The organism is Aquamicrobium aerolatum DSM 21857 (genome assembly GCF_900113935.1).
Classification (GTDB): Bacteria; Pseudomonadota; Alphaproteobacteria; order Rhizobiales; family Rhizobiaceae; genus Aerobium; species Aerobium aerolatum.
Genome location: NZ_FORF01000004.1, coordinates 95,976 through 117,050, shown reverse-complemented (window position 1 = coordinate 117,050; position 21,075 = coordinate 95,976). Strand labels below are relative to the sequence as shown.

The 21,075-nt window shown below is 60.4% G+C and carries 15 protein-coding genes and 1 tRNA gene; 10 read left to right on the top strand and 6 right to left on the bottom strand.

Going from position 1 to position 21,075, the window contains the following annotated elements; all coding sequences use genetic code 11:
• Nucleotides 1-429: 429 nt before the first annotated feature.
• Nucleotides 430-1,632 carry a hybrid nucleoside-diphosphate sugar epimerase/sugar transferase gene (locus tag BMZ42_RS04725; RefSeq protein WP_091519246.1) on the bottom strand — a complete coding sequence of 401 codons (1,203 nt, stop codon included), beginning with the start codon at nt 1,630-1,632 and terminating at the stop codon, nt 430-432.
• 230 nt (nt 1,633-1,862) lie between these two features.
• Here BMZ42_RS04725 and BMZ42_RS04720 point away from each other — a divergent pair, with 230 nt between their 5' ends.
• The 7 genes from BMZ42_RS04720 (at nt 1,863) to BMZ42_RS04690 (ending at nt 10,432) form a co-directional block, all read left to right on the top strand.
• Nucleotides 1,863-3,809, top strand: coding sequence for a polysaccharide biosynthesis protein (locus BMZ42_RS04720; protein WP_244523154.1), 1,947 nt, complete (start codon nt 1,863-1,865; stop codon nt 3,807-3,809).
• 221 nt (nt 3,810-4,030) lie between these two features.
• On the top strand, nt 4,031-4,702 hold the full coding sequence (locus tag BMZ42_RS04715) for a TorF family putative porin (protein ID WP_091519244.1): 672 nt from the start codon (nt 4,031-4,033) through the stop codon (nt 4,700-4,702).
• 110 nt (nt 4,703-4,812) lie between these two features.
• On the top strand, nt 4,813-5,988 hold the full coding sequence (locus BMZ42_RS04710) for a serine hydrolase domain-containing protein (protein ID WP_091519242.1): 1,176 nt from the start codon (nt 4,813-4,815) through the stop codon (nt 5,986-5,988).
• 23 nt (nt 5,989-6,011) lie between these two features.
• Entirely contained in the window at nt 6,012-7,121 is a 1,110-nt protein-coding gene (locus BMZ42_RS04705) for a pyridoxal phosphate-dependent aminotransferase (protein ID WP_091519467.1), read from the top strand.
• 56 nt (nt 7,122-7,177) lie between these two features.
• The gene (locus BMZ42_RS04700; protein WP_091519240.1) at nt 7,178-7,915 is read left to right on the top strand and encodes a 16S rRNA (uracil(1498)-N(3))-methyltransferase; all 738 of its coding nucleotides are present in this window, start codon (nt 7,178-7,180) and stop codon (nt 7,913-7,915) included.
• Between the two features lie 120 nt (nt 7,916-8,035).
• The gene (locus BMZ42_RS04695) at nt 8,036-9,409 is read left to right on the top strand and encodes a glutamate--cysteine ligase (RefSeq protein ID WP_091519237.1); all 1,374 of its coding nucleotides are present in this window, start codon (nt 8,036-8,038) and stop codon (nt 9,407-9,409) included.
• A 168-nt stretch (nt 9,410-9,577) separates the two neighbouring features.
• Nucleotides 9,578-10,432 (top strand): DUF937 domain-containing protein, encoded by an 855-nt coding sequence (locus BMZ42_RS04690; protein WP_091519235.1) that lies wholly within the window; start codon nt 9,578-9,580, stop codon nt 10,430-10,432.
• Between the two features lie 253 nt (nt 10,433-10,685).
• Here BMZ42_RS04690 and BMZ42_RS04685 read toward each other — a convergent pair whose 3' ends face one another.
• Entirely contained in the window at nt 10,686-10,976 is a 291-nt protein-coding gene (locus tag BMZ42_RS04685; protein WP_091519233.1) for a DUF1127 domain-containing protein, read from the bottom strand.
• A 174-nt stretch (nt 10,977-11,150) separates the two neighbouring features.
• Here BMZ42_RS04685 and BMZ42_RS04680 point away from each other — a divergent pair, with 174 nt between their 5' ends.
• Together BMZ42_RS04680 and xseA are read left to right on the top strand one after the other, a co-directional pair.
• A complete protein-coding gene (locus BMZ42_RS04680) occupies nt 11,151-12,107 on the top strand; it encodes a LysR substrate-binding domain-containing protein (protein ID WP_091519464.1) in 957 nt (318 codons plus the stop codon).
• A 38-nt stretch (nt 12,108-12,145) separates the two neighbouring features.
• Entirely contained in the window at nt 12,146-13,771 is a 1,626-nt protein-coding gene (xseA, locus tag BMZ42_RS04675) for an exodeoxyribonuclease VII large subunit (RefSeq protein ID WP_091519231.1), read from the top strand.
• Nucleotides 13,772-13,968: 197 nt separating this feature from the next.
• On the opposite strand, the gene BMZ42_RS04670 is transcribed toward xseA, so the two are convergent.
• A tRNA-His gene (locus BMZ42_RS04670) sits at nt 13,969-14,045 on the bottom strand.
• 277 nt (nt 14,046-14,322) lie between these two features.
• Nucleotides 14,323-14,769, bottom strand: a complete 447-nt coding sequence (locus tag BMZ42_RS04665) for a phasin (protein WP_091519229.1) — start codon at nt 14,767-14,769, stop codon at nt 14,323-14,325.
• Between the two features lie 255 nt (nt 14,770-15,024).
• On the opposite strand from BMZ42_RS04665, the gene BMZ42_RS04660 reads away from it, so the two are divergent.
• Nucleotides 15,025-18,201: a histidine kinase dimerization/phospho-acceptor domain-containing protein gene (locus BMZ42_RS04660; protein WP_091519227.1), complete on the top strand. Its 3,177-nt coding sequence runs from the start codon at nt 15,025-15,027 to the stop codon at nt 18,199-18,201.
• A gap of 47 nt (nt 18,202-18,248) precedes the next feature.
• Here the strand turns inward: BMZ42_RS04660 and BMZ42_RS04655 are convergent, their stop codons facing one another.
• Both BMZ42_RS04655 and BMZ42_RS04650 read right to left on the bottom strand, forming a co-directional pair.
• A complete protein-coding gene (locus BMZ42_RS04655) occupies nt 18,249-19,823 on the bottom strand; it encodes an ABC transporter permease (RefSeq protein ID WP_244523153.1) in 1,575 nt (524 codons plus the stop codon).
• A 5-nt stretch (nt 19,824-19,828) separates the two neighbouring features.
• Nucleotides 19,829-20,815: an iron ABC transporter substrate-binding protein gene (locus BMZ42_RS04650; RefSeq protein ID WP_091519225.1), complete on the bottom strand. Its 987-nt coding sequence runs from the start codon at nt 20,813-20,815 to the stop codon at nt 19,829-19,831.
• Nucleotides 20,816-21,075: the final 260 nt, after the last annotated feature.

Genomic DNA, 21,075 nt, shown 5'->3' with positions numbered 1-21,075 from the left:
TTACCGACTGATCGGCCTTGGCCATCACTCCCAAACGTCCCCTGGCCGGCTTTTGCCGGCCTTCTTTTTGCCCGCTCGCCAGCTCCGTGCCATTTTGGGGATGACGCCACCTCTGCGACGACGTACACGGCCTCTAGAAACAACTGACGGAGCATCCCTTGGAGACACTGAAAGGCATCATCGGCGCAATCGGATACGCGATTTTGCTGACGGCCCTGATGGGCGCTGCAATGTACGGAATCTACCTGTTCGTATCCATGCTGAGTGTTTCGTAGAACGCCCGTTCCGCGTTAACCAATTGTTAACCATCGTCATCTAGCTTTGGTTCAGAACGGTTCAGGTTCTGACCACGGATGTACTGGCAGAGCTTCGAAACCACGGAAAAGGTCGGGTAATTCCCGGCCTTTTTACGTTTCCAGACCTATCTCTTCATTTCTCCCTGGCGACATTATCGCCCTGCCCGCGCCCTGTTGCGGTGGCAAGCGCGATCTTCAGATCCAGCGTCAGCGACTGCAGGCGAAGGTAGCGCTGATCCCAACGCGCCAGTTTCTCAGGGTCGCTCATGTCGATGCCATTGACCTGCGCAAGTCCGCTGATTCCCGGCTTGAGTGTAAAGACGCCACGCCGCGCCCGCTCCTCGATCAGCAAAGTCTGCACCGGAAGGCACGGCCTTGGACCGATCAGGCTGATCTCGTTGCGAAAGATGTTCCAGATCTGCGGAAGCTCGTCGATTTTTGTCTTGCGCAGGAAATGCCCCAGACGCGTCACCGAACTTGCAGACACTTCATTGGTCGCGGCCTGAACCGTGCCAAGCTTCATCGTTCTGAATTTGTAGCAGGTAAACTCCTCGCCGTGCTGGCCTACGCGTGTCTGTGCGAAGATCCCTGGGCCGGGCGACTGCAGGCGAATGAGAACCCAGACCGCAAGCAGCAACCACCACAGCAGCACCGCCACAGCAACGGCGAAAGCAAGATCAATGAAACGCTTCACGATGCGATAGAAAATATTGCTGCTCTGTCCATCGCTCAGGATGAGTTGCGGCTTTGAAAACGCATCTTCGCTCGTAATGAAATCGGCCAATACTCCCACAGAAACCGTCGGGGTCAGGGCGGCCAGCGGCTTGAATGCCAGCTGCGCCAGCCAGCGCGGGAGCCGATTGAGAACCGCAAGCTTGCCTGCCCACCGCGCGCCATAGACAGGCGGCAGGAAAACAGTCACCGCGCCGATTCCGTTGGCCTTGCCAACGACATCGACCGCTTCTCGCTTGGTGCGCGCGTAAAGCGTGTCCTTGCGATCATCGAGCGTATGGATGGACGAGATGTTGATGAAACGCGCAATCCCCGCCTCGCGCGCGGCGCGCAGCGTGTCGTTCAGAAGCTGGACATTGGCTTCACGAAAGCCTGTCACGTCCAGTTCGGCATCACTATTTGCAACCGCAAGATGGACGATCATGTCGTAGCCGGAGCCTTGCTGCGCCAGTTCCGGATAGCCGCATGTCAATTCTGCGGGAAAAAGCGCAGCCGCTTTTTGCGGATCGCGGCCGACGAGCAGCAATTGATGGCCACGCTTGCGCAGCAGGGGCACAAGTTCACGACCGACAAACCCGGTCGCTCCGGTAAGGACAATGCGCATGCGTTCCGTTCTCCAACTCGTCGCTGGTGCGGATTCTGTGCTTAGAGATGCGCGTCACACTGTGCAATCATCGTAAAGCCCGGACCCTCAAGACGCTGCCCGACAACGAGAACTCCGGCCCGTGTATCCACACCACATTGTTCGTGATCCTCCAAGGTCTGCACATCCGGTTGCGTGGCTGAGTGCTATCTACTAGGAGAGGTCTGAAACATGCTGGGACGGCACTACGTATGATGTCCAAAAGGACGATACCCTTACGCCTTCTGTCGCGGCACCTCGTAGCCGTCGCCCTTGATCTTTTTCTGTCCGGTGTGGCGATATACGCAGCTTACCTGACTGCTTATGGCTATCCGCGTGTAAACTACGTCCCCAATCTGGGGGCGAAGTTTATCGGCTTCGGAGCAGCCACGCTCCTGACCTATGTGATTTTCAAGCCCTATCGTGGGTCCTGGCGCTATGTTTCGTTGCCCGACCTGAGATCCATCGCTGTCGCATCCTTCTTCACGATGGTTCTCTACACTGTCGGGATGTTCCTGCTGTCGCGCGGCGAGGGCTTTCCGCGCTCTGTCGTCGTGCTCGGCTTCATCTACATGGTGATCGGTCTCGTCGGCGCACGCCTCGCCTACCGCATGTTTGTCGAACGCGTCATCCACTTCCCAAGCCTGTGGGGTGGGGTGAAGCGCGAGATGACGCCGGTGCTGCTCTACGGCTTTTCGGGCAGCGCCGAGAGCTTCATCAGATCCACCCGCCGCGATGGCAACAACAAGTTCGCAATCGTCGGCATCATCGACGATACCGACCGCAATGTCGGCCGCACAATCCAGGGCATCAAGGTGCTCGGTCAACTTTCTGCGCTTGAGGGCATCCGCTCAAAGCTGTCAAACCGCGGCATCGACGTCAGCGAATTGATCGTCACGCAACCGCGGCTGGACAAGGAGCACCTTGCGAAGGTCGTGGAAATGGCAACCGCCCTTGCGATCAAGGTTTCAAGGCTGCCTGATCCATCCGGCATGGCATCGCTGACCAGCAATTCGCTGATGCAACCACGCCCGATCGAACTGGGCGACCTGCTCGAACGCCCCGAAGTAAACACCGATGTCGCGGGCGTGGCGAGCATGATCGAAGGCAAGGTGGTGCTGGCGACCGGCGCCGGCGGCTCCATTGGCTCGGAACTTTCGCGTCAGATCGCGACTTTCCAGCCGCGCCGGCTGATCGTCACCGACAACTCCGAATTCCACCTCTACACGCTCGACAAGGAACTGCGCCAGCAGCATCCGGACATCGACATCGTCACGCGCGTCGTCGACGTGCGGGATCGCAGCCGGGTTGCCAGCACGTTCGCTGAATTCCAGCCTGATGTGGTCTTCCATGCCGCAGCGCTGAAGCATGTTCCGCTGATGGAGGAAAACCCGCTCGAAGCGGTCAAGACGAACATCCTTGGCACGAAGAACGTCGCCGACGCCGCTGTCGCGACCAAGGTTTCGATTTTCGTGCTGATCTCGACTGACAAGGCGGTAAATCCCACGAACATCATGGGCGCGACGAAGCGCTCGGCGGAAGCCTATTGCCAGTCACTGGACGTGACAACGGAAACGACCCAGTTCAAGACGGTCCGTTTCGGCAACGTCCTTGGCTCCAACGGGTCGGTCGTGCCGCGTTTTGAAGAGCAGATCGCGGCGGGAGGCCCCGTCACTGTCACCCATCCAGACATCGTCCGGTTTTTCATGACCATTCCGGAAGCGGTGCGTCTTGTCCTGCAGGCCAGTGCTCACGCCATCGGGCACCTCGATGAGCGCGGCAAGATCATGGTCCTGGACATGGGCAAGCCAGTGCGCATTGCCAGCCTTGCCGAACGCATGATCCAGTTGGCCGGGTTCCGCCCACGCATTGACATCGATATCGTGTTTACCGGCTTGAGACCCGGCGAAAAACTCTACGAAGAACTTTTCGACCCCAACGAGATTGCCGAAAAGAGAACCGATGAAGGCTATGTGGTGGCTTCACCGCGGGTGATCGACCGCCCGCTCGTGGAACGGACGCTGGAAGAACTGAAGGCTTGTGCAGAACGCGAAGACCTCGAACGCACCCTCGAACTTCTTCACCATATCGTCCCCGAATACCGCCGACTGGATCCTACGGAACAACCGATGAGCAGCACAAACTTATCGGAACTCTGACCCTCATCTTCAACATCCGGGACCAGTTGCTGATTTTTCAAACAACTTTTCAGGTTTATTCGTCACGCAGCACCTGAAAATCAGCTCGAATTAGACTCTTTTCTGCAACACCCTGCATACATTCAATGGCGGCGCTCGTTGCGGCCATATATGGCGGTTACGAATCGTGAACTGGCCAATCAATCTCACCTCAATATTCGGTCATTGAGGGGTCAGTGAAGATGAATCGGTACATCGCACTTGTATTGGGGTCTGCAATTCTTGCGTCGGGCTCAGCGTCCGCTGCCGACAACGTGACGAGCCAGGAAGACATCGCTTCCGCAATCGAAGTCGCATTCGGCGTCACGGCGACGACACGCTACATCTCACGCGGCGTGGCACAGTCCACTGGCCCCGCCATCCAGGGCTACATTGAGCCGTCCTATGGCATTTTCTATGCCGGCGTTTGGGCATCCAACGTTGATCTTGGCACGAGTGATCGTGCCGAAATCGATTTGTATGCGGGTATCCGCCCGCAGTTCGGCGATCTCTCGCTTGATCTCGGTTACGCACACTATTTCTATGACAAGACGGGCAGTTGCTGCGGCGAATGGTACGCCAAGGCCGAATACGCCTTTACCGAAGAATTCGCCGCCGGCGGCGAGATCTATTACGATCACGAGAACGATGCCAAGTACGGCGTCCTCAAGGCTTCGCTCGCACTGCCGCACGACTTCTCGGTGTCTGGCGCCTACGGCACCTACTTCGACAACACCAACGACTGGAATGTCGGCATCTCCTACACGCTTCAGGAGAAGATCACCCTGGACGCGCGCTACCACGATTCCAATCAGGGCCCAGCCTATTTCATCGCCTCGATCTCGTTCGATAGCTCGTTCAGGCTTGGTCGCTGAGTTTTCCATCCCTGCCCTACAGAGAACCCGGTGTCGCCACCGGGTTTTTTGTTGCCGTCCGTATTCCCCTCGCCTATCAGCATGAAAGGTTTACATGTGAGGCACTGTCCATGAATGCGGGTTTTCAGCGGGCCGACATCACGCTGGCCAACTGGCGCTTACATCCTTTCAGCCGCTACAGCTTTCAACACGTCGCCGAATTCGTGCCCGTGGCAGAGATCTGCCCTGCATCAAGCCTAGAACCTGCATCGCCCGGTGTCGCAGCACTCGCAGACATGCAGCTGAGCGAGCCCGATAGCCGCAGCATCGGAACAATCGCGCATCTGCGCCGCTCACATACCGACCACCTCGTCGTCATGCGAAACGGAAATCTGCTCGCCGAATGGCTTGACGAAGGTGTCGATCCGTCCCGCCCGCACCTCATTTTCTCCGTGTCTAAATCGGTCACCGGAATGCTGGCCGGGATCGCCGCACAGGAAGGCCACCTCGACCCCGACGCGCCGATCATTACCTATGTTCCGTCGATCGCGTCATCGACCTACGGCACGGCCACCGTGCGCCATCTTCTCGACATGACCGTCGACCTCGATTTTGACGAGGAATATCTCGATGACGGCGGCGCGTTTGACCGTTATCGCCGCGCCATGCTCTGGAACCCGGAACGTCCCGAAACCACGCCCGAGACGATGGAAGCCTTCCTTGCAACGCTTGGCGCGCAAGGTCACGGCCATGGGCGCAAATTCTATTACGCCTCGCCCAACACCGACCTGCTCGGTCTGGTCATTGAGCGTGCGACCGGCATCCGCCTTCATCAGTATCTTGCCGAAAAGCTCTGGCGCCCGATGGGAGCACTTGGTGCTGCCTATGTGACGGTGGACCGCGTCGGCACCGCGCGAACTGCCGGTGGCATGTGCGTCACCACGCGCGACCTGGCCCGTCTCGGACAGATCGTGCTTGACGGCGGGCGCACCCGACAGGGCAATCAGGTGATCCCTTCCAGCTGGATCTCCGACATGCGCAGCAACGGCGATCGTCGTGCCTGGGTCGACGGCAACTTCAACGACATGTTCATCGATGGCCGATACCGCTCCTGCTGGTATGACGTTGGCGACGGTCGCGGCAGCTTTGCAGCCGTCGGCATTCACGGGCAATGGCTGTGGTGCGACCCGCAAAGCAACATCGTGATCGCCAAGACCTCAAGTCGACCAGCCGCCAGCGACGATGATGAAACTGCGCTGGAAATCCTGATGCTTGGCCAAATCGCCAAGGCATATGAAACACTTTGACGACCGACTTTCCGGAGAACACCATGTCCGCACGCCCTGCCCTCACCCCGCTTGCAGCCAGCTTGCCGGCAACCGTCCCATTCGTTGGCCCGGAAGCGCTCGAGCGGCAGAGCGGCAAGCCGTTTCGCGCGCGGATCGGTGCTAATGAAAGCGGGTTCGGTCCATCCCCGAAGGTCAAGGCGGCAATCGCTGCTGCTGCCGATCATGTCTGGAAATATGCCGATCCCGAAAATTTCGAGTTGAAGGCAGCGCTTGCGCAGCATCACGGGGTGAAGGCTGAAAATATCGTAGTCGGCGAAGGCATCGACGGGCTGCTTGGTCTGATCGTGCGCCTTTACCTGAGCGAGGGCCAGACCGTTGTCACCTCGCTCGGTGGCTATCCCACCTTCAATTTCCATGTCGCCGGCTTCGGCGGTCGCCTGGTGACCGTGCCCTACCGCAACGACCGCGAAGACATCGACGCATTGCTCGAGGCAGCCAAGCGTGAGAATGCCAAGCTGGTCTATTTTGCCAACCCGGACAACCCGATGGGTACCTGGTGGGAAGCCGCCGATGTCCAGCGGCTGATCGACGGTCTGCCCGAAACCACCCTTCTGGTACTCGACGAGGCCTATGGCGAAACCGCGCCCGCTTCCGCGATTCCCGCGCTCGACGTGAGCCGCCCGAATGTGCTGCGTATGCGGACCTTCTCCAAAGCCTACGGTCTGGCCGGCCTGCGCTGCGGCTATGCTATCGGCGAGGCCGAGACCATCAGCAGCTTCGACAAGGTGCGCAATCATTTCGGCGTCAACCGCGTGGCGATCTCCGCAGCTCTGGCTGCGCTGGAAGATCAGACCTATCTGCGCAGCGTGATCGAACAGGTCGCCGCCGGGCGCGCGCGCATCTCGGCAATCGCTGCTGCAAACGGACTTTCTGCCATCCCCTCCGCTACCAATTTCGTTGCTGTCGATTGTGGCGGTGATGGAGCTTTTGCGCTGAAGATCATGCAGGGGCTCGTCGCGCGCGGGCTTTTTGTACGCAAGCCGATGGCGCCTGGGCTCGATCGCTGCATCCGCGTCAGCGTCGGCACCGACGCCGACATGGACCTGTTCGAAGCAGAACTGCCACAGGTACTTGCGGAGGCCAGAGCCTAGCTCCTTCGTCCGAAAGACATCTTGACCGAGGCTGCGCAATCTCCCATCACCACGCAATGCGCGCAAATTATCATCTTCAGCGACTTTTCGTGGCCGACGACCTTGCCCCAGGCATCACCTTCGATGCCGACAAGAGCCAGAGCCATTACCTCGCGCATGTTCTGCGCAAGAGCGAAGGCGCGGAGCTTCTGGTTTTCAACGGGCGTGACGGCGAGTGGCTGGCGCGCATCAGCGCCGTCACCAAGAAGGCCGTCAGCCTTTCCGTCGAGGCGCAGACACGGCCGCAAACGCCGGCACCTGATCTGGTCTACGCTTTTGCGCCACTCAAGGTCGGCCGACTGGACTATCTGGTGCAGAAAGCGGTCGAGATGGGCGCTGGCCTGCTGCAGCCGGCCTTGACCCAGCACACACAGATGCACCGTGTCTCCGTCGAAAAGCTCGAGGCCAATGTGATCGAGGCCGCCGAACAGTGCGGCGTTCTCGCGGTCCCGCCAGTTGCGCAGCCGCTGAAGCTAGAGGCGTTGCTGGCCGGCTGGGAAAGCGACCGGAGACTGATCTTTTGTGATGAAAGCGCCGCAACGAACAACCCGATGGCCGCGCTGCAATCCATCTCCGAGAGGAAGCTTGGCCTTCTCGTCGGCCCCGAGGGCGGTTTTTCAGACGATGAACGAAAAATGCTGCGCTCGCTGCCGTTCGTGACCGCTATTCCGCTCGGGCCGCGCATCCTGCGGGCAGACACGGCTGCGGTCGCTGCCCTTGCGGTAATTCAGGCGACGATTGGCGACTGGGCGTGACAGATACAGGCACACTCAACATACTGTCAGGAATTTTCGCTTGATCGTGGCGCAGTCTTGGGCTCAACACTCGCCAGGACTGCACAGAATTTGACCGGCCGGACGATGTAAGGACACCTCATGGCGCGCGATACCACCGACTTCCGACCGATTGAAGGCAAAGACGAACTCGTCGCGTATCTCGCCGCGGGCAACAAACCCAAAGACCAGTGGCGCATTGGCACCGAGCACGAAAAGTTTCCGTTCTATGTCGCCGACAATTCGCCGGTGCCCTACGAAGGCGACCGTGGCATCAAGGCGCTGCTGGAGGGCATGCAGGATATGCTCGGCTGGGAGCCGATCATCGACGCAGGCAACATCATCGGCCTGGTCGAGCCAACCGGACACGGCGCCATCAGCCTTGAGCCGGGCGGACAGTTCGAACTGTCGGGCGCACCGGTCGAAACGCTGCATCAGACCTGCCGTGAAGGCAACGCGCATCTGGCCCAGCTGCGAGAGATCGCCGAACCGCTTGGCATCCGCTTCCTCGGACTTGGCGGCAGCCCGAAATGGTCGCTTGCGCAGACTCCGCGCATGCCGAAGTCGCGCTACGACATCATGACCGCCTATATGCCGAAGGTCGGCAGCCAGGGTCTGGACATGATGTACCGCACCTCCACGATCCAGGTGAATCTGGACTTCGACAGCGAAGCCGACATGCGCCGCAAGATGCAAGTTTCGCTCAAGCTGCAACCGCTGGCGACCGCCTTGTTTGCCAATTCGCCGTTCACCGAAGGCAAGCCCAACGGGCTGCAAAGCTGGCGTGGCGACATCTGGCGCGACACCGACAACCAGCGCTCCGGCCTGCTTGAGTTCTGCTTCTCGCCGGAATTCGGCTTTGCCGACTATGTCGACTGGGCGCTCGACGTGCCGATGTACTTCCTGATCCGCGAGGATCGCTATTTCGACGTCACGCATGTGACCTTCCGCCAGTTCATGAACGGCGCTCTTCGCAATGAAGTACCGGACGGCCTGCCGACGATGGGCGACTGGGCAAACCACCTTTCAACGCTGTTCCCGGATGTGCGCCTCAAGCGGTTTCTGGAAATGCGCGGTGCCGATGGTGGCCCGTGGCGCCGCATCTGCGCGCTTCCTGCCCTGTGGGTTGGCTTGCTCTATGACGACGCTGCGCTGGAGGCCGCGGAGGCCCTGACACGCGACTGGACCTTCGCCGAGGTTTCAGCGATGCGCGACGCAGTGCCCGCGCAGGGTCTTGCTACCGAGTTTCTAAGCCACTCCTTGCGTGAAACCGCCCGCGAGGTGCTTGCAATCTCACGCATCGGGCTTGCAAACCGCGCAAACAAGAACAGCGAAGGGGTTGACGAAACAACCTTCATCGCGCCGCTTGAAGAGGTTGTCGCCCGTGGCACGACCAGCGCGCAGGAGATGCTGTCTGCCTATAATTCGCGCTGGAACCAGTCAGTCGAGCCCGTATTCACCGAGTACGCCTACTGATCTTCCCTGCGCGCATGTCCGCCTGATGATCACAGCCGCTGCCGGCGCGAAGCATTTGCTCCGCGTTCGGGAGAGCTGCGCGAAAGTCATCGACTGGCCGAAAGCCGGACTCCACTTTTCAGGCCGATGCTCTAGTCTTCCTAAGATCCAACCCCGAGGAGACCCCGTATGTCATCCCTGTTCGACATGCTCGCCGGCGCGCAGAACGGCAATGCGCTCAACCAGATCGCCCGTCAGTTCAATCTTTCCCAGCAACAGGCGCAGGATGCGATGGAGGCTCTGCTGCCGGCATTCAGCCAGGGGCTGAAGCGAAACGCTGCCACGCCCAACGATTTGGGTTCATTTCTCAGCGCACTGGCATCAGGCCAGCACGCCAAATATTACGAGGACGCGTCCAACGCCTTTTCTTCCCAGGGCCTGCAGGACGGCAATGGCATCCTCGGCCATCTGTTCGGCTCCAAGGATCTTTCCCGCGCAGTCGCGCAGCAGGCTTCGCAGGCAACTGGTATCGGCCAGGACATCCTCAAACAGATGCTGCCGGTCCTCGCCTCGATGATCATGGGCGGGCTTTTCAAGCAATCGACCGGCCAGACCCAGCAGGCAGCGCAGTCGGCCAATCCCCTGCAGCAGATCATCGAACAGATGATGCGAGGTGGCATGGGACAAGCGCAGCAGTCTCAGCCACAGGCTGGCCAGACACCGTTTGAAAACCCTCTCGGAAAGATGCTGGAGGGCATGTTCGGCGGCGGTCAGCCACGCCCGCAAAGCCGCGATACACAGCAGCCCCCGCTCAACAACAACCCGCTCGGCCGGATCTTCGAGGAAATGCTGGGCGCCGGCGCACAGAACGCGGCTCCCAAGCCTGCCCCCGCGCCGAAGGCAAATCCGAGCGGACGGGCACGCAGCCCGTATGACGACCTGTTTGGCGACATGTTCGAAAGCGGCGCCAAAACCCGCGACAATTACCAGCAAGGCATGGAATCGATCTTCGACCAGTTCCTGCAGGGAATGAAGAAGCGGTAGCGATCCGTCCGTGCCAACGCCAGCCGCGCGGCACTTCTCACGGCCACCGCACGAAAAAGCCCGGCCTTTTTGCAAAGACCGGGCAGTTGGCAGGCGACCGGAAGGGGTCCGGTGGTTGTGGGACAAGCCTGCGGAAACTCCAAAGCGTGTCGCGCGCTCTCAGGTTCGCGTCACGCGCTTTCAGCTGCAACATTCACGCATGTCCTGATCCCGAAACCGGTTCCCCATTTTGGGGAGACATGCGCCAATCTTGTCAGCCGACGCGCCGCATGTTCTCTTCGATGCGGTGGCGCTCTTGTGCCAGTTCGCTCAGACGGGTGGTCGGATCGGTGCCAAACGCGCCGCGGCCGACCACTTCGATATCTCCCCGCATGAGGCCGATATCGGCCAGCTGCCGGTCACTCATCGTCGCCAGATAGTCGACCTGGCCCTGGTTTTTCAGGGAGCGGACGAGCACGGCCAGGCGATCCCCGAATCGCACCATGGCGGCAATCGTGCGCGACCCGGCACGTGTCGCGGGCGCGGAATAATCGAGGGCGGTCATGTCGTCTCTCCTTGGTAAGCGGGCGCGCGAAAACCGGCCGCAACAGCGTCTCGAAACGCGGCTCCGGCACGCATCACACCTGATGGTTTGAACACATCATCAATCTCACGCGGGCATTGATTAGTCTAACGAATGTTTTTAATGTGTGGCATCAATGAACTTTATGGGTTCGCCATGGCCGCGCCGCTCGATCTCGACCAGCTTCATACATTCATCACCATTGCCGACACTGGCAGCTTTACCAAAGCGGCCGAAGAGGTGCATCGCACGCAATCGGCGGTGTCGATGCAGATGCGTCGTCTTGAAGAGCGTCTGGGCAAGGCGTTGTTCGAAAAGGACGGTCGCACCAACCGCCTCACCGAAGAAGGCGAAAGGCTTCTGACCTATGCGCGACGGCTTTTGCGGCTCAATCGCGAGACGCTCGCCGCCTTCGACGACACGAGCCTTGAAGGCCATATCCGCATCGGCACGCCCGACGACTACGCCGACCGTTTTCTCCCCGAGATCATGGCGCGTTTCTCGCGCTCCAATCCGCGCGTGGAGCTGTCGATCACCTGCGAGCCGACCTACAATCTGATCGAACAGATCAAACGGGGCATGCTCGACATCGCCATCGTCACCCATAGTGGCTCAAAGGGAACCTCAGAAATCGTGCGCCGCGAGCCGCTGCTGTGGGTGACCTCTGCCAACCACCCGGTCCATACCGAAGAGGTTCTGCCCATCGCCGTCGGCCGCACCACCTGCATGTGGCGTCGGGCGGCGTGCGACATGCTCGATCAGATGGATCGCGACTATCGCATCCTGTTCACCAGCTGGTCCGCGACAGTCATCATTGCAGCCGTGCTCTCCGGGCAGGCCGTGTCGGTGCTGCCGGAATGCGCACTGCGTCCCGGCATGCGCATTCTTGGTGAGGCGGATGGATTTGGCGCGCTGCCGGACATTCATATCGGCATCATGCGCGGACATTCCAGCCAACCCGAAGTCGTGGATGCTTTGGCGCGTCATATTGGCGAGAGCCTCGACAACATCACTGTGCCAGCCAGCCAGGAGCGTGGCGAATTCGACTTCGCCGGGCTTGGCTATGCGCGCGGCACACGGATCAAGCCCGGTCATGTCCTCGCCGGCTGGTGACTTGACCGTGCCCGCCCCGCTGATGCCAAGGTCAGATCATGAACGATATCTTCGCCAGCGATTCGCGCACCAATGCGACTGAGTACACCGTCACGGAAATTTCCGGCACGCTGAAGCGGACGGTCGAGGACGCGTTCGGCAATGTGCGGGTGCGCGGTGAAATCTCCGGGTATCGCGGACCGCATTCGTCTGGCCATGCCTATTTCGCACTGAAGGATGACCGGGCGCGGCTGGAAGCCGTGATCTGGAAGGGCAATTTCACCAAGCTGAAGTTCCGGCCGGAAGAAGGCATGGAGGTCATCGCCTCGGGCAAGTTGACGACCTATCCGGGCTCGTCAAAGTACCAGATCGTCATCGACAATCTCGAACCTGCCGGGGCCGGCGCGCTGATGGCGCTCTTGGAAGAGCGGCGCAAGCGGCTGGCCGCCGAGGGACTGTTCGCCGACAACCGCAAGCAATTGCTGCCCTTCATGCCGCGCATCGTCGGCGTCGTCACCTCGCCGACCGGTGCGGTGATCCGCGACATCATCCACCGCATCACCGACCGGTTTCCGCTGCATGTGCTGGTGTGGCCGGTGCGGGTGCAGGGCGACACCTCCGGCGCGGAAGTCGCCGCCGCGATCAATGGCTTCAACGCGCTCGACCCGAACGGGCCGATTGCCCGCCCCGACGTGCTGATCGTCGCGCGTGGCGGCGGCAGCCTCGAAGACCTTTGGGGCTTTAACGACGAAGCGGTGGTGCGCGCGGTCGCAGCTTCCGACATTCCGGTGATCTCGGCGGTCGGCCACGAGACCGACTGGACGCTGATCGACCACGTTGCCGACGTCCGTGCGCCGACGCCGACAGGTGCCGCCGAAATGGCGGTGCCGGTGAAGGCTGAACTGGAAGCGACGGTGGCAGGGCTGGCGGCACGGCTGCGCGGCGCGGTCTCGCGCCACAATACGCGCAAGCGTCAGGCGCTGAACGCAACATCACGCGCCCTGCCCTCGCCTGACCAATTGCTCGGCACGCGCCGCCAGCGCTTCGACGAAGCTGCCAGCCGGCTGACGCGGGCGCTGACCACCAATATCGAAGCCAAGCAGTTGCGCCTGCGTGGATTGCGTCTGTCGCCTGCGGTGCTGAAACGGCGCATCGAGGATGCGCGTCGTCGGGTTGAGCGCGATGGCGACCGCCTCCCCGTGGTGTTCCGCTCACTCGTGCAGGGCGCGCGGGGGCGGCTCGACCGCCACGCCAGCCGCGTGAGCCCACTTGCGCTGTCGCGCCGTCTTGATACCCACGGCCAGACGCTGCGCGTTCTTGAACGCCGCATTGACGCGATCATGGATGTGAATATCGAACGCCGCGATGCCCGGCTCCATCGCGCTGCGCTTCGTTTGAGGCTCGAGCCAATCGAGGAGAAACTGCGCGCGCGCCGGCGACGGCTGGATCAGGCGGAGCGCCTGCTGAAAAGCGTCTCCTACCAGTCGATTCTCGACCGCGGCTTCGCCCTCGTCACCGACGAAGCGGGCACCCTGGTGCGTCGCGCCGCCGACATCGCCCGAAACGCCGCACTGCTGCTGGAATTTGCCGATGGCAAGGTGGACGTGATCGCGACCAAAGGCGAAGCGCCGAAGTCGAAGCCTGCGCCAAACAAAAGTGGCGGCACTCAGGGATCGCTGTTTTAGCGCATGTCTCCCGAAAGGGAGAACCGGTTTCGAAACAAAGGCATGCGCGAATACGGCAACTTAAAGCGTGTGACGCGAATCCGGGAGGTCGCGTCAGGCTTCAGCCTGACCGCCAGACAATCTGCGTGTACGATCAGCGTACCAATGACAATCTGATTATCGCGGCCAGAGATGGAACTTGGTGGGGGAAGTTAAGATGGTACGGTTGGCTGGGTTCGAACCAGCGACCTCCGGATCCACAATCCGGCGCTCTAACCAACTGAGCTACAACCGCACACGGCAGCCTTGGGGCTTGGCGAGGCTATTACGGGCAATTGGCGGGGAATTCAAGCACCTAAAGCAAGTTGTTCCCGCAAAAATAGAAAAAGGCCGGGGGGAGGAGAACCCGGCCTTTCGCTATTGTTGACCGGCTACATGAGAACCGGTCGGCTTCCCGCGCGTGAAAGGGAGGAGATTTTCACGCTACGGGTAGATAAACTCCGGCAACTTCATGGGAAAATCTGCATTCCACATGTCGAATCCGGCAATTTTCACGCTTTCACGCGAGTGCTTCAGGCGACCTTGAGTTCCTGAGCTGCCTTGGACATCACGTCCTTGAAAGGCTTCGACAGATCTTCTGCGGCACGTGCCGAAGAGGTCTGGAAATCCTTGGCCTGCTCGATCGCGGTTTCGAACGACTTGCGCATGAACGCGGTCTGCAGCTCGAGAACTTCGGACAGCGACTTCGCGCCAACCAATGCCTCGAAGTGCGAGAAGCCGGCTTCGGCGTTCGCACGTGCAACGCCGATCGACTTCAGCGACAGCTCGCTGCCGGTGGCCTTTGCGGTGTTAAAAGTTGATTCGAACATCTTCTGGGCGTTTTCGGCACCAAGCTTCATCTTGGCATAGGCGTCTTTCGACGTTTCGACGCTCTTTTCAGCGAATGCACGGATCTGCTCAGATGCCTTTTCAGCATCGAGGGTCGGGAATTCTACGGTATTTGCGGCAACTTTCGTCATTGCTTGCTCCTTTGCTGGAACGCCTCAGCGTCATTTGACGCAGGGTGACTTCCTGCTGTGAAGTCTATATAGACACCTTATTGCTGCATTGCAACATAAATATTGCGACGCAGCAATTGTCACTTTTCACGTTAACCAAGGTGCCAGATTCACCTGTCCCTAACGGTGGCTGACCTAGACTGGGAACCGCATTGATTTTATTAACAATGCGTTAAACGACTTCCATGTGTTTGGAAGAAAGGCATCGGGTTCCGCATGGCCTCTGGCCCCTACTCTTTCATCGACATTGCTGTTCTGGAAGAAGTTCGCGCGCGGTTTGCAGCGGGAGATGCTCTTGCGATTCTGACGCCGGATCTTGCCGAAGTCATCTGGGCCAACGGCGCGGGTGCGCTGCTGTTGGGGCAAGCCGATATCGAATCGGTGATGGGCTCGTCCTCAGGGCTCAGCCGCACCGCCCAGCGGCAGATAGCGGCAGCGCCGGGCTTTCCACACACCGTTCGAAACAGAACTCTGGCTGTGCGCCTTGCGACCGACCTCGTCAGCCGCACGGTCGCTGTGGAGGTCAATTCGCTGCGACTGCCAGGCGGAGAGCAGGCCTTGCTTCTTGCCGTGGCCAACCAGGCTCCTGATGCCGGCGATGTCCACTTGCGCATTATCGAGGGGTTTGAGGAAGCGGGCTATTTTGCTGCGCTGATCGATGCCGACGCTCAGGTCACGGCAGCCACTGAAGGCTTCGATGAACTGGGCATCGGCAGCGAAACGCTTCACCGGCTTGTTGCCGAGGTGGCCCATGAAAGCGACCGGCTGGTGAAGCGCCCCGTCGCGGCGCATGGGGGACGCATCCCCGCCGGGATCGCGCGGCTTGTCGACGAGCCGCGCCTGCATCTTCTGATTGCCATCGACGCGCTTCTCGACCCGCCGGCGCAAGCCGAAACGTCGAGCGGCGACAGCGGCCTTCCAGAACCCTCCGAATCAGACCTGATCGAGCGCATCCGCGAAGACAGCAACCTGCCGCAACGCCGGTCAGGCGAGCCGGCGTCCATCGGCCGGCATGACAACAGTCAGCCTGAGAAGGCAGCCGCTGCGCCGCTGCGGTTCATCTGGCGCACCGACAATGAAGATCGGCTGACATTCATGTCGCCAGAATTTCTTCAGCAGGTCAGTGCGCACACAACCGAGCTGATCGGGAAACCGTTCCTGGAAGTTTCCGACAGCCTTGGCCTCGACCCGGACGGCGACGTTGCGACGCTGCTTCAGCGGCGCGACACCTGGTCAGGCCGTACCGTCAATTGGCCGCTGGCCGATAGCGAACTGGTCGCGCCCGTAGACCTCGCAGCGCTGCCGACCTACAGCCGCAGCCGCGAATTCGAGGGCTTTCGCGGTTTCGGTGTCCTGCGCGCAGCCGAAGCGATAGCAAAACCGGCCCCGGAGATTCAGCCGGACGCTTCCAGCTCCCCTCCTCCAGCCGAAGCAGGCGAGACTCCGGCACAACTCAGCGACACCGATCCCTATCACGGCGAAAAGCCGGTTCTGTCGATTTCAGACAGCCCCGAGCGGCGTCAAAGCGATAAGGTGATCCGTCTTGCCGAGCGCCGTTCCGGAACTGCTGATTCTGTTCATGGCCCGCAGCTTTCCGCTGGCGATCGCAACGCGCTGGAAGAAATCCGGCGGCGTTTGAGCGAAGACTACGATCAGGCGAAAGCAGGCACTCCGTCCCATCCGACCAAACCCGCTGATGAGGATGTAGCAGCCTCGCCGGACGTGCCCGCACCGGAGGAAGCCAGCCCTCCTGCACCAACCTCCGACCACCCGCAGCCGCCGGCGCCCAGCTGGCAGCCTGATAGCCACGGCGTCATGCCGTCGGCATTCTCCCTCGGCCGCCATCAGCAATCGCTTGATCCCGACTTCCTGTCCGGTCTGCCTCTGGCAATTCTGGTTCATGCCGGCGATGAGCTTTACTTCGCCAATGCGGCGTTTCTGGCTCTCACCGGCTTTGACAACCTGGATCACATCCGTCGCGCCGGTGGGCTGGATCATCTGTTCGCCGACCCGGCAAGCGGCGATGAGGCGGAACGTGAACGCAGGCCACTGCTGCGCACAGCTTCCGACGATACCATCGCGGTTGAAGCGCACCTTCAGTCGGTCCGCTGGCAAGACCGCTCGGCGCTGCTGCTGTCGGTGACGAAGGTTCCGTCAAATAAGGCGGCGCGATCTGCCATCGCCGATCCGCAATCTGAAATCGAATCGCCTCAAGTTTCGGCGCAAATGTTTGCACCCGCTGACGTGGCAACCTCGACCGCAGAATTTGCGGCGCTGGAAAAACGTGTCGCTGAAATGCGCACGATCATCGACACCGCCACCGACGGTGTGGTGCTGATCACCCGCGACAACACGATCCGAAGCATCAGCCATCCTGCAGAAGCCCTGTTTGGGGTCGACAGTGCGGCCGTGGAAGGTCAGCCTTTTGCGTCGCTTTTTGCCGTCGAAAGCCAGAAATCGGCATCCGACTATCTTGCCGGCCTGTCCGACAACGGCGTCGCCAGCGTGCTTAATGACGGGCGTGAGGTCATCGGACGCGAGGCGGAAGGTGGCTATATCCCATTGTTCATGACCATCGGTCGCCTGCCCGATGACAGCGGCTACTGCGCTGTCGTGCGTGACATCACCCAGTGGAAACGCGCCGAGGAAGAACTGACCCAGGCACGAGCCGTCGCCGAGCGTTCATCTTCGCAAAAGACCGAGTTTCTGGCGCGCGTGAGCCATGAAATTCGCACGCCGCTCAATGCGATCATCGGTTTTTCCGAGCTAATGATGGACGAGAAGTTCGGCCCGATCGGCTCCGACCGCTATCGCGACTATCTGCGCGACATCAACAAGTCGGGCAATCATGTCCTCGATCTCGTCAACGACCTTCTCGACATTTCCAAGATCGAGGCCGGCGAGCAGGAGATGAACTACGAGTCCGTCTCGCTTAACGACACATTGGCCGAATGCGTCGCGATGATGCAGCCGCAGGCCAATCGCGAGCGGGTGATCATCCGCTCGAGCCTGTCGTCGCGCCTGCCGGAAGTGGTGGCAGACCTGCGCAGTGTGCGCCAGATCGCGCTCAACCTTCTGTCAAATGCGATCCGTTACACCCAGGCGGGCGGACAGGTGATCGTATCGACGTCCTACGAGCCATCCGGTGAAGTTGTCATGCGGGTGCGCGATACCGGCATCGGGATGACGCTGTCCGAGATCGATCAGGCGCTGAAGCCGTTCAAGCAGATCAACGCGTTGAAGCGTGGCCGCCATGATGGCACCGGGCTTGGCCTGCCGCTGACCAAGGCAATGGTCGAGGCAAATCGCGCCAAGTTCGTCATTGCCTCCACCCCCGGCGAAGGCACGCTGGTGGAAGTCACTTTTCCATCGACGCGCGTACTGGCCGAATAGCGGCCAGATTAAAGCATTTCCGCTTTTCCTCGAATCGCGGAATTGCTCTAGCGCTGCCCCTCGTGGCGCAGGATCAGTCCGACAAACAGACTCGCAAACAGCACGATCGCCAGCGCATAGGGCGCAGCTTCCACCATCATGCCTTCAGACGTGCGGCTGAATACCGCCGTCGACAAAGTGCTGTAGCCGATTGGGGCCAGCAGGAAGGTGATCGGCAGTTCCTTCACGACCATGATGAATACCAAAAGACCGCCGGACACGAGCGAGCGCCGCAACAGCGGGAAGGTCGTCAGCATGAACGATGCAAATCCACTATGGCCGAGCGAACGCGACACTTCCTCGTAACGCGGTCCAATCTGCAGCAAGCGGCTGCGGATCGGGCCGATCGCCAGCGCCAGGAAAGTCATGGCATAGGCAAAGAGCAACAATGGCAGGCTCTGGTAGAGGAAAGGCGCGGCCCGCAGGGCAAAGAATGCCATCGACAGCGCGAAAGCCAATGGCGGTACCGAGTAGCCGAGATAGACCAGCCGGTCGAGTGCGGATGAAGCGCGCGACGGGAACCGGACCGTCAGATACACGACCGGCAGCGCCAGAGCCGTCGCAATGGCAGCAGCAGGCAAAGCCACGGCAGTGGTGCGGTAAAAGGCACCCGCGACCTCCATCAGATCCACCACGGTGTCTGTCTGTCCCATCCAGAAGATGATCACGACCAGTGGCAGTCCAAGCGACGTGGCATAGACGAGCAGAACGAACAGCCATGCCAGCGGCGTCGCACGTCCCAGCGCCACCGGCACTGCCGGCCGTGCTGTGCCCTTGCCGACCCGCGCATAGCGCTGGCCGCGCAGGCGCGCATCAATCAGCACGAAGGACAGTGTCACCGCCATCAGCATCAGCGAAAGCCATGCTGCATAGACCCGGTCGAACGCCCCGGAATATTGCGTGAAGATCGCGTAGCTGAAGACCTCGTAGCGCATCAGCGCAATGACGCCGAAATCCCCAAGCACGTAAAGGGCAATGACCAGCCAGCCCGACAGGAGCGCTGGTCGGATGTTTGGCAGCACGACGGAGACGAATGTCTGCCACGGCGTGCGTCCAAGACTGCGCGCTGACTCTTCAAGGCTCGGATCCAGTCCCAGCATCGAAGCGCGCAAATTGAGAAACAGATAGGGGAAAGTGTAAAGCGACAGGGCAATCGCCGAGCCGGAAAGCCCCTCAGGGCGCGGCAGGCGTATCCCAAAATAATGATTGGCGAACCCGTAATAGCCGGACAACCCCATCAGGGCATAGGCCATCACATAGCCAGGCACGGCCAGCGGCAGGACGCCCATGATCGCATGAAACTTGCGAAATTTCAGATCGCTGCGCGTGACCAGCCAGGCAAAGGGCAATGCGATCAGCGTGGTCAGCGCCAGAACGCTCAGCGTCAGCAACAGCGTATTCGACAAGAGCCGCAGGTTGCGCTCGCGAAATACAATATCCACCAGCGTCGCGGCATCGGCCTCAAGGGCACGCGCGAGCAGATAGACCATAGGCAGCAACATCCCCGCCGCAACGAGCGCGGCAGGGATGAGCAGAAGAGCCGAGGGCCGCCGCTTGAGCGACGGCCCGGCAATATCAGTCACGGTGCTCAGAGCAGGCCGACCTCGCGCAGCAGCGCCAAGGTGCCCTCAAGATCGCTGATCTGGTCGATGTCGATCTTCGGGCTGATCTCCTGCAGCTTTGCAAACGGCTCGAGCGTCGCATTGCCGATGATGCCCGGCACGACAGGATATTCGTTGCCCTGCAAGGTGATGTACTGCTGGGCGGTCGTCGACAGCAGATAATCGATGAATTTACGGGCAGTTTCCTGATTGTCGCTGGCAGCAACGATGCCGGCGCCAGCCACGTTCAGCAGGTTGCCAATGTCGCCCGCCTGAAAATGCGTCTGTGCAACAGGGAACTTGTCATCGCGGGCAATGTAGCGACCGAGATAGTAGTTGTTCACCAGGCCGAAATCGACTTCGCCATTCGCAATCGCTTCGATCTGTGTGCCATTGTTGCGGTAGACCTTGGCGTCGTTGGCGATCATGCCCTCAAGCCACGTCTTGGCCGCATCATCACCGTGAGCGACACGGAACGCCGTCACGAAAGCCTGGAACGAACCGTTGGTCGGCGCCCATGCAACGCGGCCCTTGTACTTCTCGTTCGTAAGATCGGTGATCGAGGCTGGCATATCGGCGTCGGCAACGCGTTCCGTCGAATAGACCAGTGTGCGCGAGCGGCCGCTGGTCGGTGCCCACTTGTTGTTGACATTGCGGAATGCGGGAGCGACGCCCTCATTCACCTCGGCCGGGAGATCGGCAAACAACGGCGCGATCGCACCCAGCGAGCCACCATCCTGCGCCCAGAAGACGTCTGCAGGAGACTGTCCGCCCTCTTCCTGAAGCAGCGTCGCAAGCTCGGACGTGCCGGCATAGCGGACATTTGCCTTGATGCCGGTGTCGGCTTCAAACTGTGCGATGATCGGCGCGACAAGCGACTCACCGCGGCCCGAATAAATGACGAGCTCTTCGGCCAGCGCCGCGGCCGGCATGCTCAGTGCAAGCGCCACGCAGCCCGCAAGAAACTTTTTCATGATGATGCTCCCGTTCCAGGTCAAAGGTGGAGGACAGTGTCAGGGTTCATCGCGCTGGCTGCGAAAAGGGCTACGCGACTGGAAGAGCCGTACAATACCTGATTGTTATTATCAAGATTGGTCCAGTACCGGGGCCGGTGTTTTGACGCGCCTTTGGATAAAGGGCGGCCAAAAGAAAAAGGCGCCTCACAGAAGCGCCGGAGTTCAGAAAGGCTGTCACACAAGGCTTGAGCGAACCCCGCTCCAAAAGAGCGAAAATC

Bases quoted from the DNA above. Each gene is read 5' to 3' on its own strand.
- BMZ42_RS04725 (WP_091519246.1), bottom strand. From the start codon at position 1,632: ATGCGCATTGTCCTTACCGGAGCGACCGGGTTTGTCGGTCGTGAACTT.
- BMZ42_RS04720 (WP_244523154.1), top strand. From the start codon at position 1,863: ATGATGTCCAAAAGGACGATACCCTTACGCCTTCTGTCGCGGCACCTC.
- BMZ42_RS04715 (WP_091519244.1), top strand. From the start codon at position 4,031: ATGAATCGGTACATCGCACTTGTATTGGGGTCTGCAATTCTTGCGTCG.
- BMZ42_RS04710 (WP_091519242.1), top strand. From the start codon at position 4,813: ATGAATGCGGGTTTTCAGCGGGCCGACATCACGCTGGCCAACTGGCGC.
- BMZ42_RS04705 (WP_091519467.1), top strand. From the start codon at position 6,012: ATGTCCGCACGCCCTGCCCTCACCCCGCTTGCAGCCAGCTTGCCGGCA.
- BMZ42_RS04700 (WP_091519240.1), top strand. From the start codon at position 7,178: ATGCGCGCAAATTATCATCTTCAGCGACTTTTCGTGGCCGACGACCTT.
- BMZ42_RS04695 (WP_091519237.1), top strand. From the start codon at position 8,036: ATGGCGCGCGATACCACCGACTTCCGACCGATTGAAGGCAAAGACGAA.
- BMZ42_RS04690 (WP_091519235.1), top strand. From the start codon at position 9,578: ATGTCATCCCTGTTCGACATGCTCGCCGGCGCGCAGAACGGCAATGCG.
- BMZ42_RS04685 (WP_091519233.1), bottom strand. From the start codon at position 10,976: ATGACCGCCCTCGATTATTCCGCGCCCGCGACACGTGCCGGGTCGCGC.
- BMZ42_RS04680 (WP_091519464.1), top strand. From the start codon at position 11,151: ATGGCCGCGCCGCTCGATCTCGACCAGCTTCATACATTCATCACCATT.
- xseA (WP_091519231.1), top strand. From the start codon at position 12,146: ATGAACGATATCTTCGCCAGCGATTCGCGCACCAATGCGACTGAGTAC.
- BMZ42_RS04665 (WP_091519229.1), bottom strand. From the start codon at position 14,769: ATGACGAAAGTTGCCGCAAATACCGTAGAATTCCCGACCCTCGATGCT.
- BMZ42_RS04660 (WP_091519227.1), top strand. From the start codon at position 15,025: ATGGCCTCTGGCCCCTACTCTTTCATCGACATTGCTGTTCTGGAAGAA.
- BMZ42_RS04650 (WP_091519225.1), bottom strand. From the start codon at position 20,815: ATGAAAAAGTTTCTTGCGGGCTGCGTGGCGCTTGCACTGAGCATGCCG.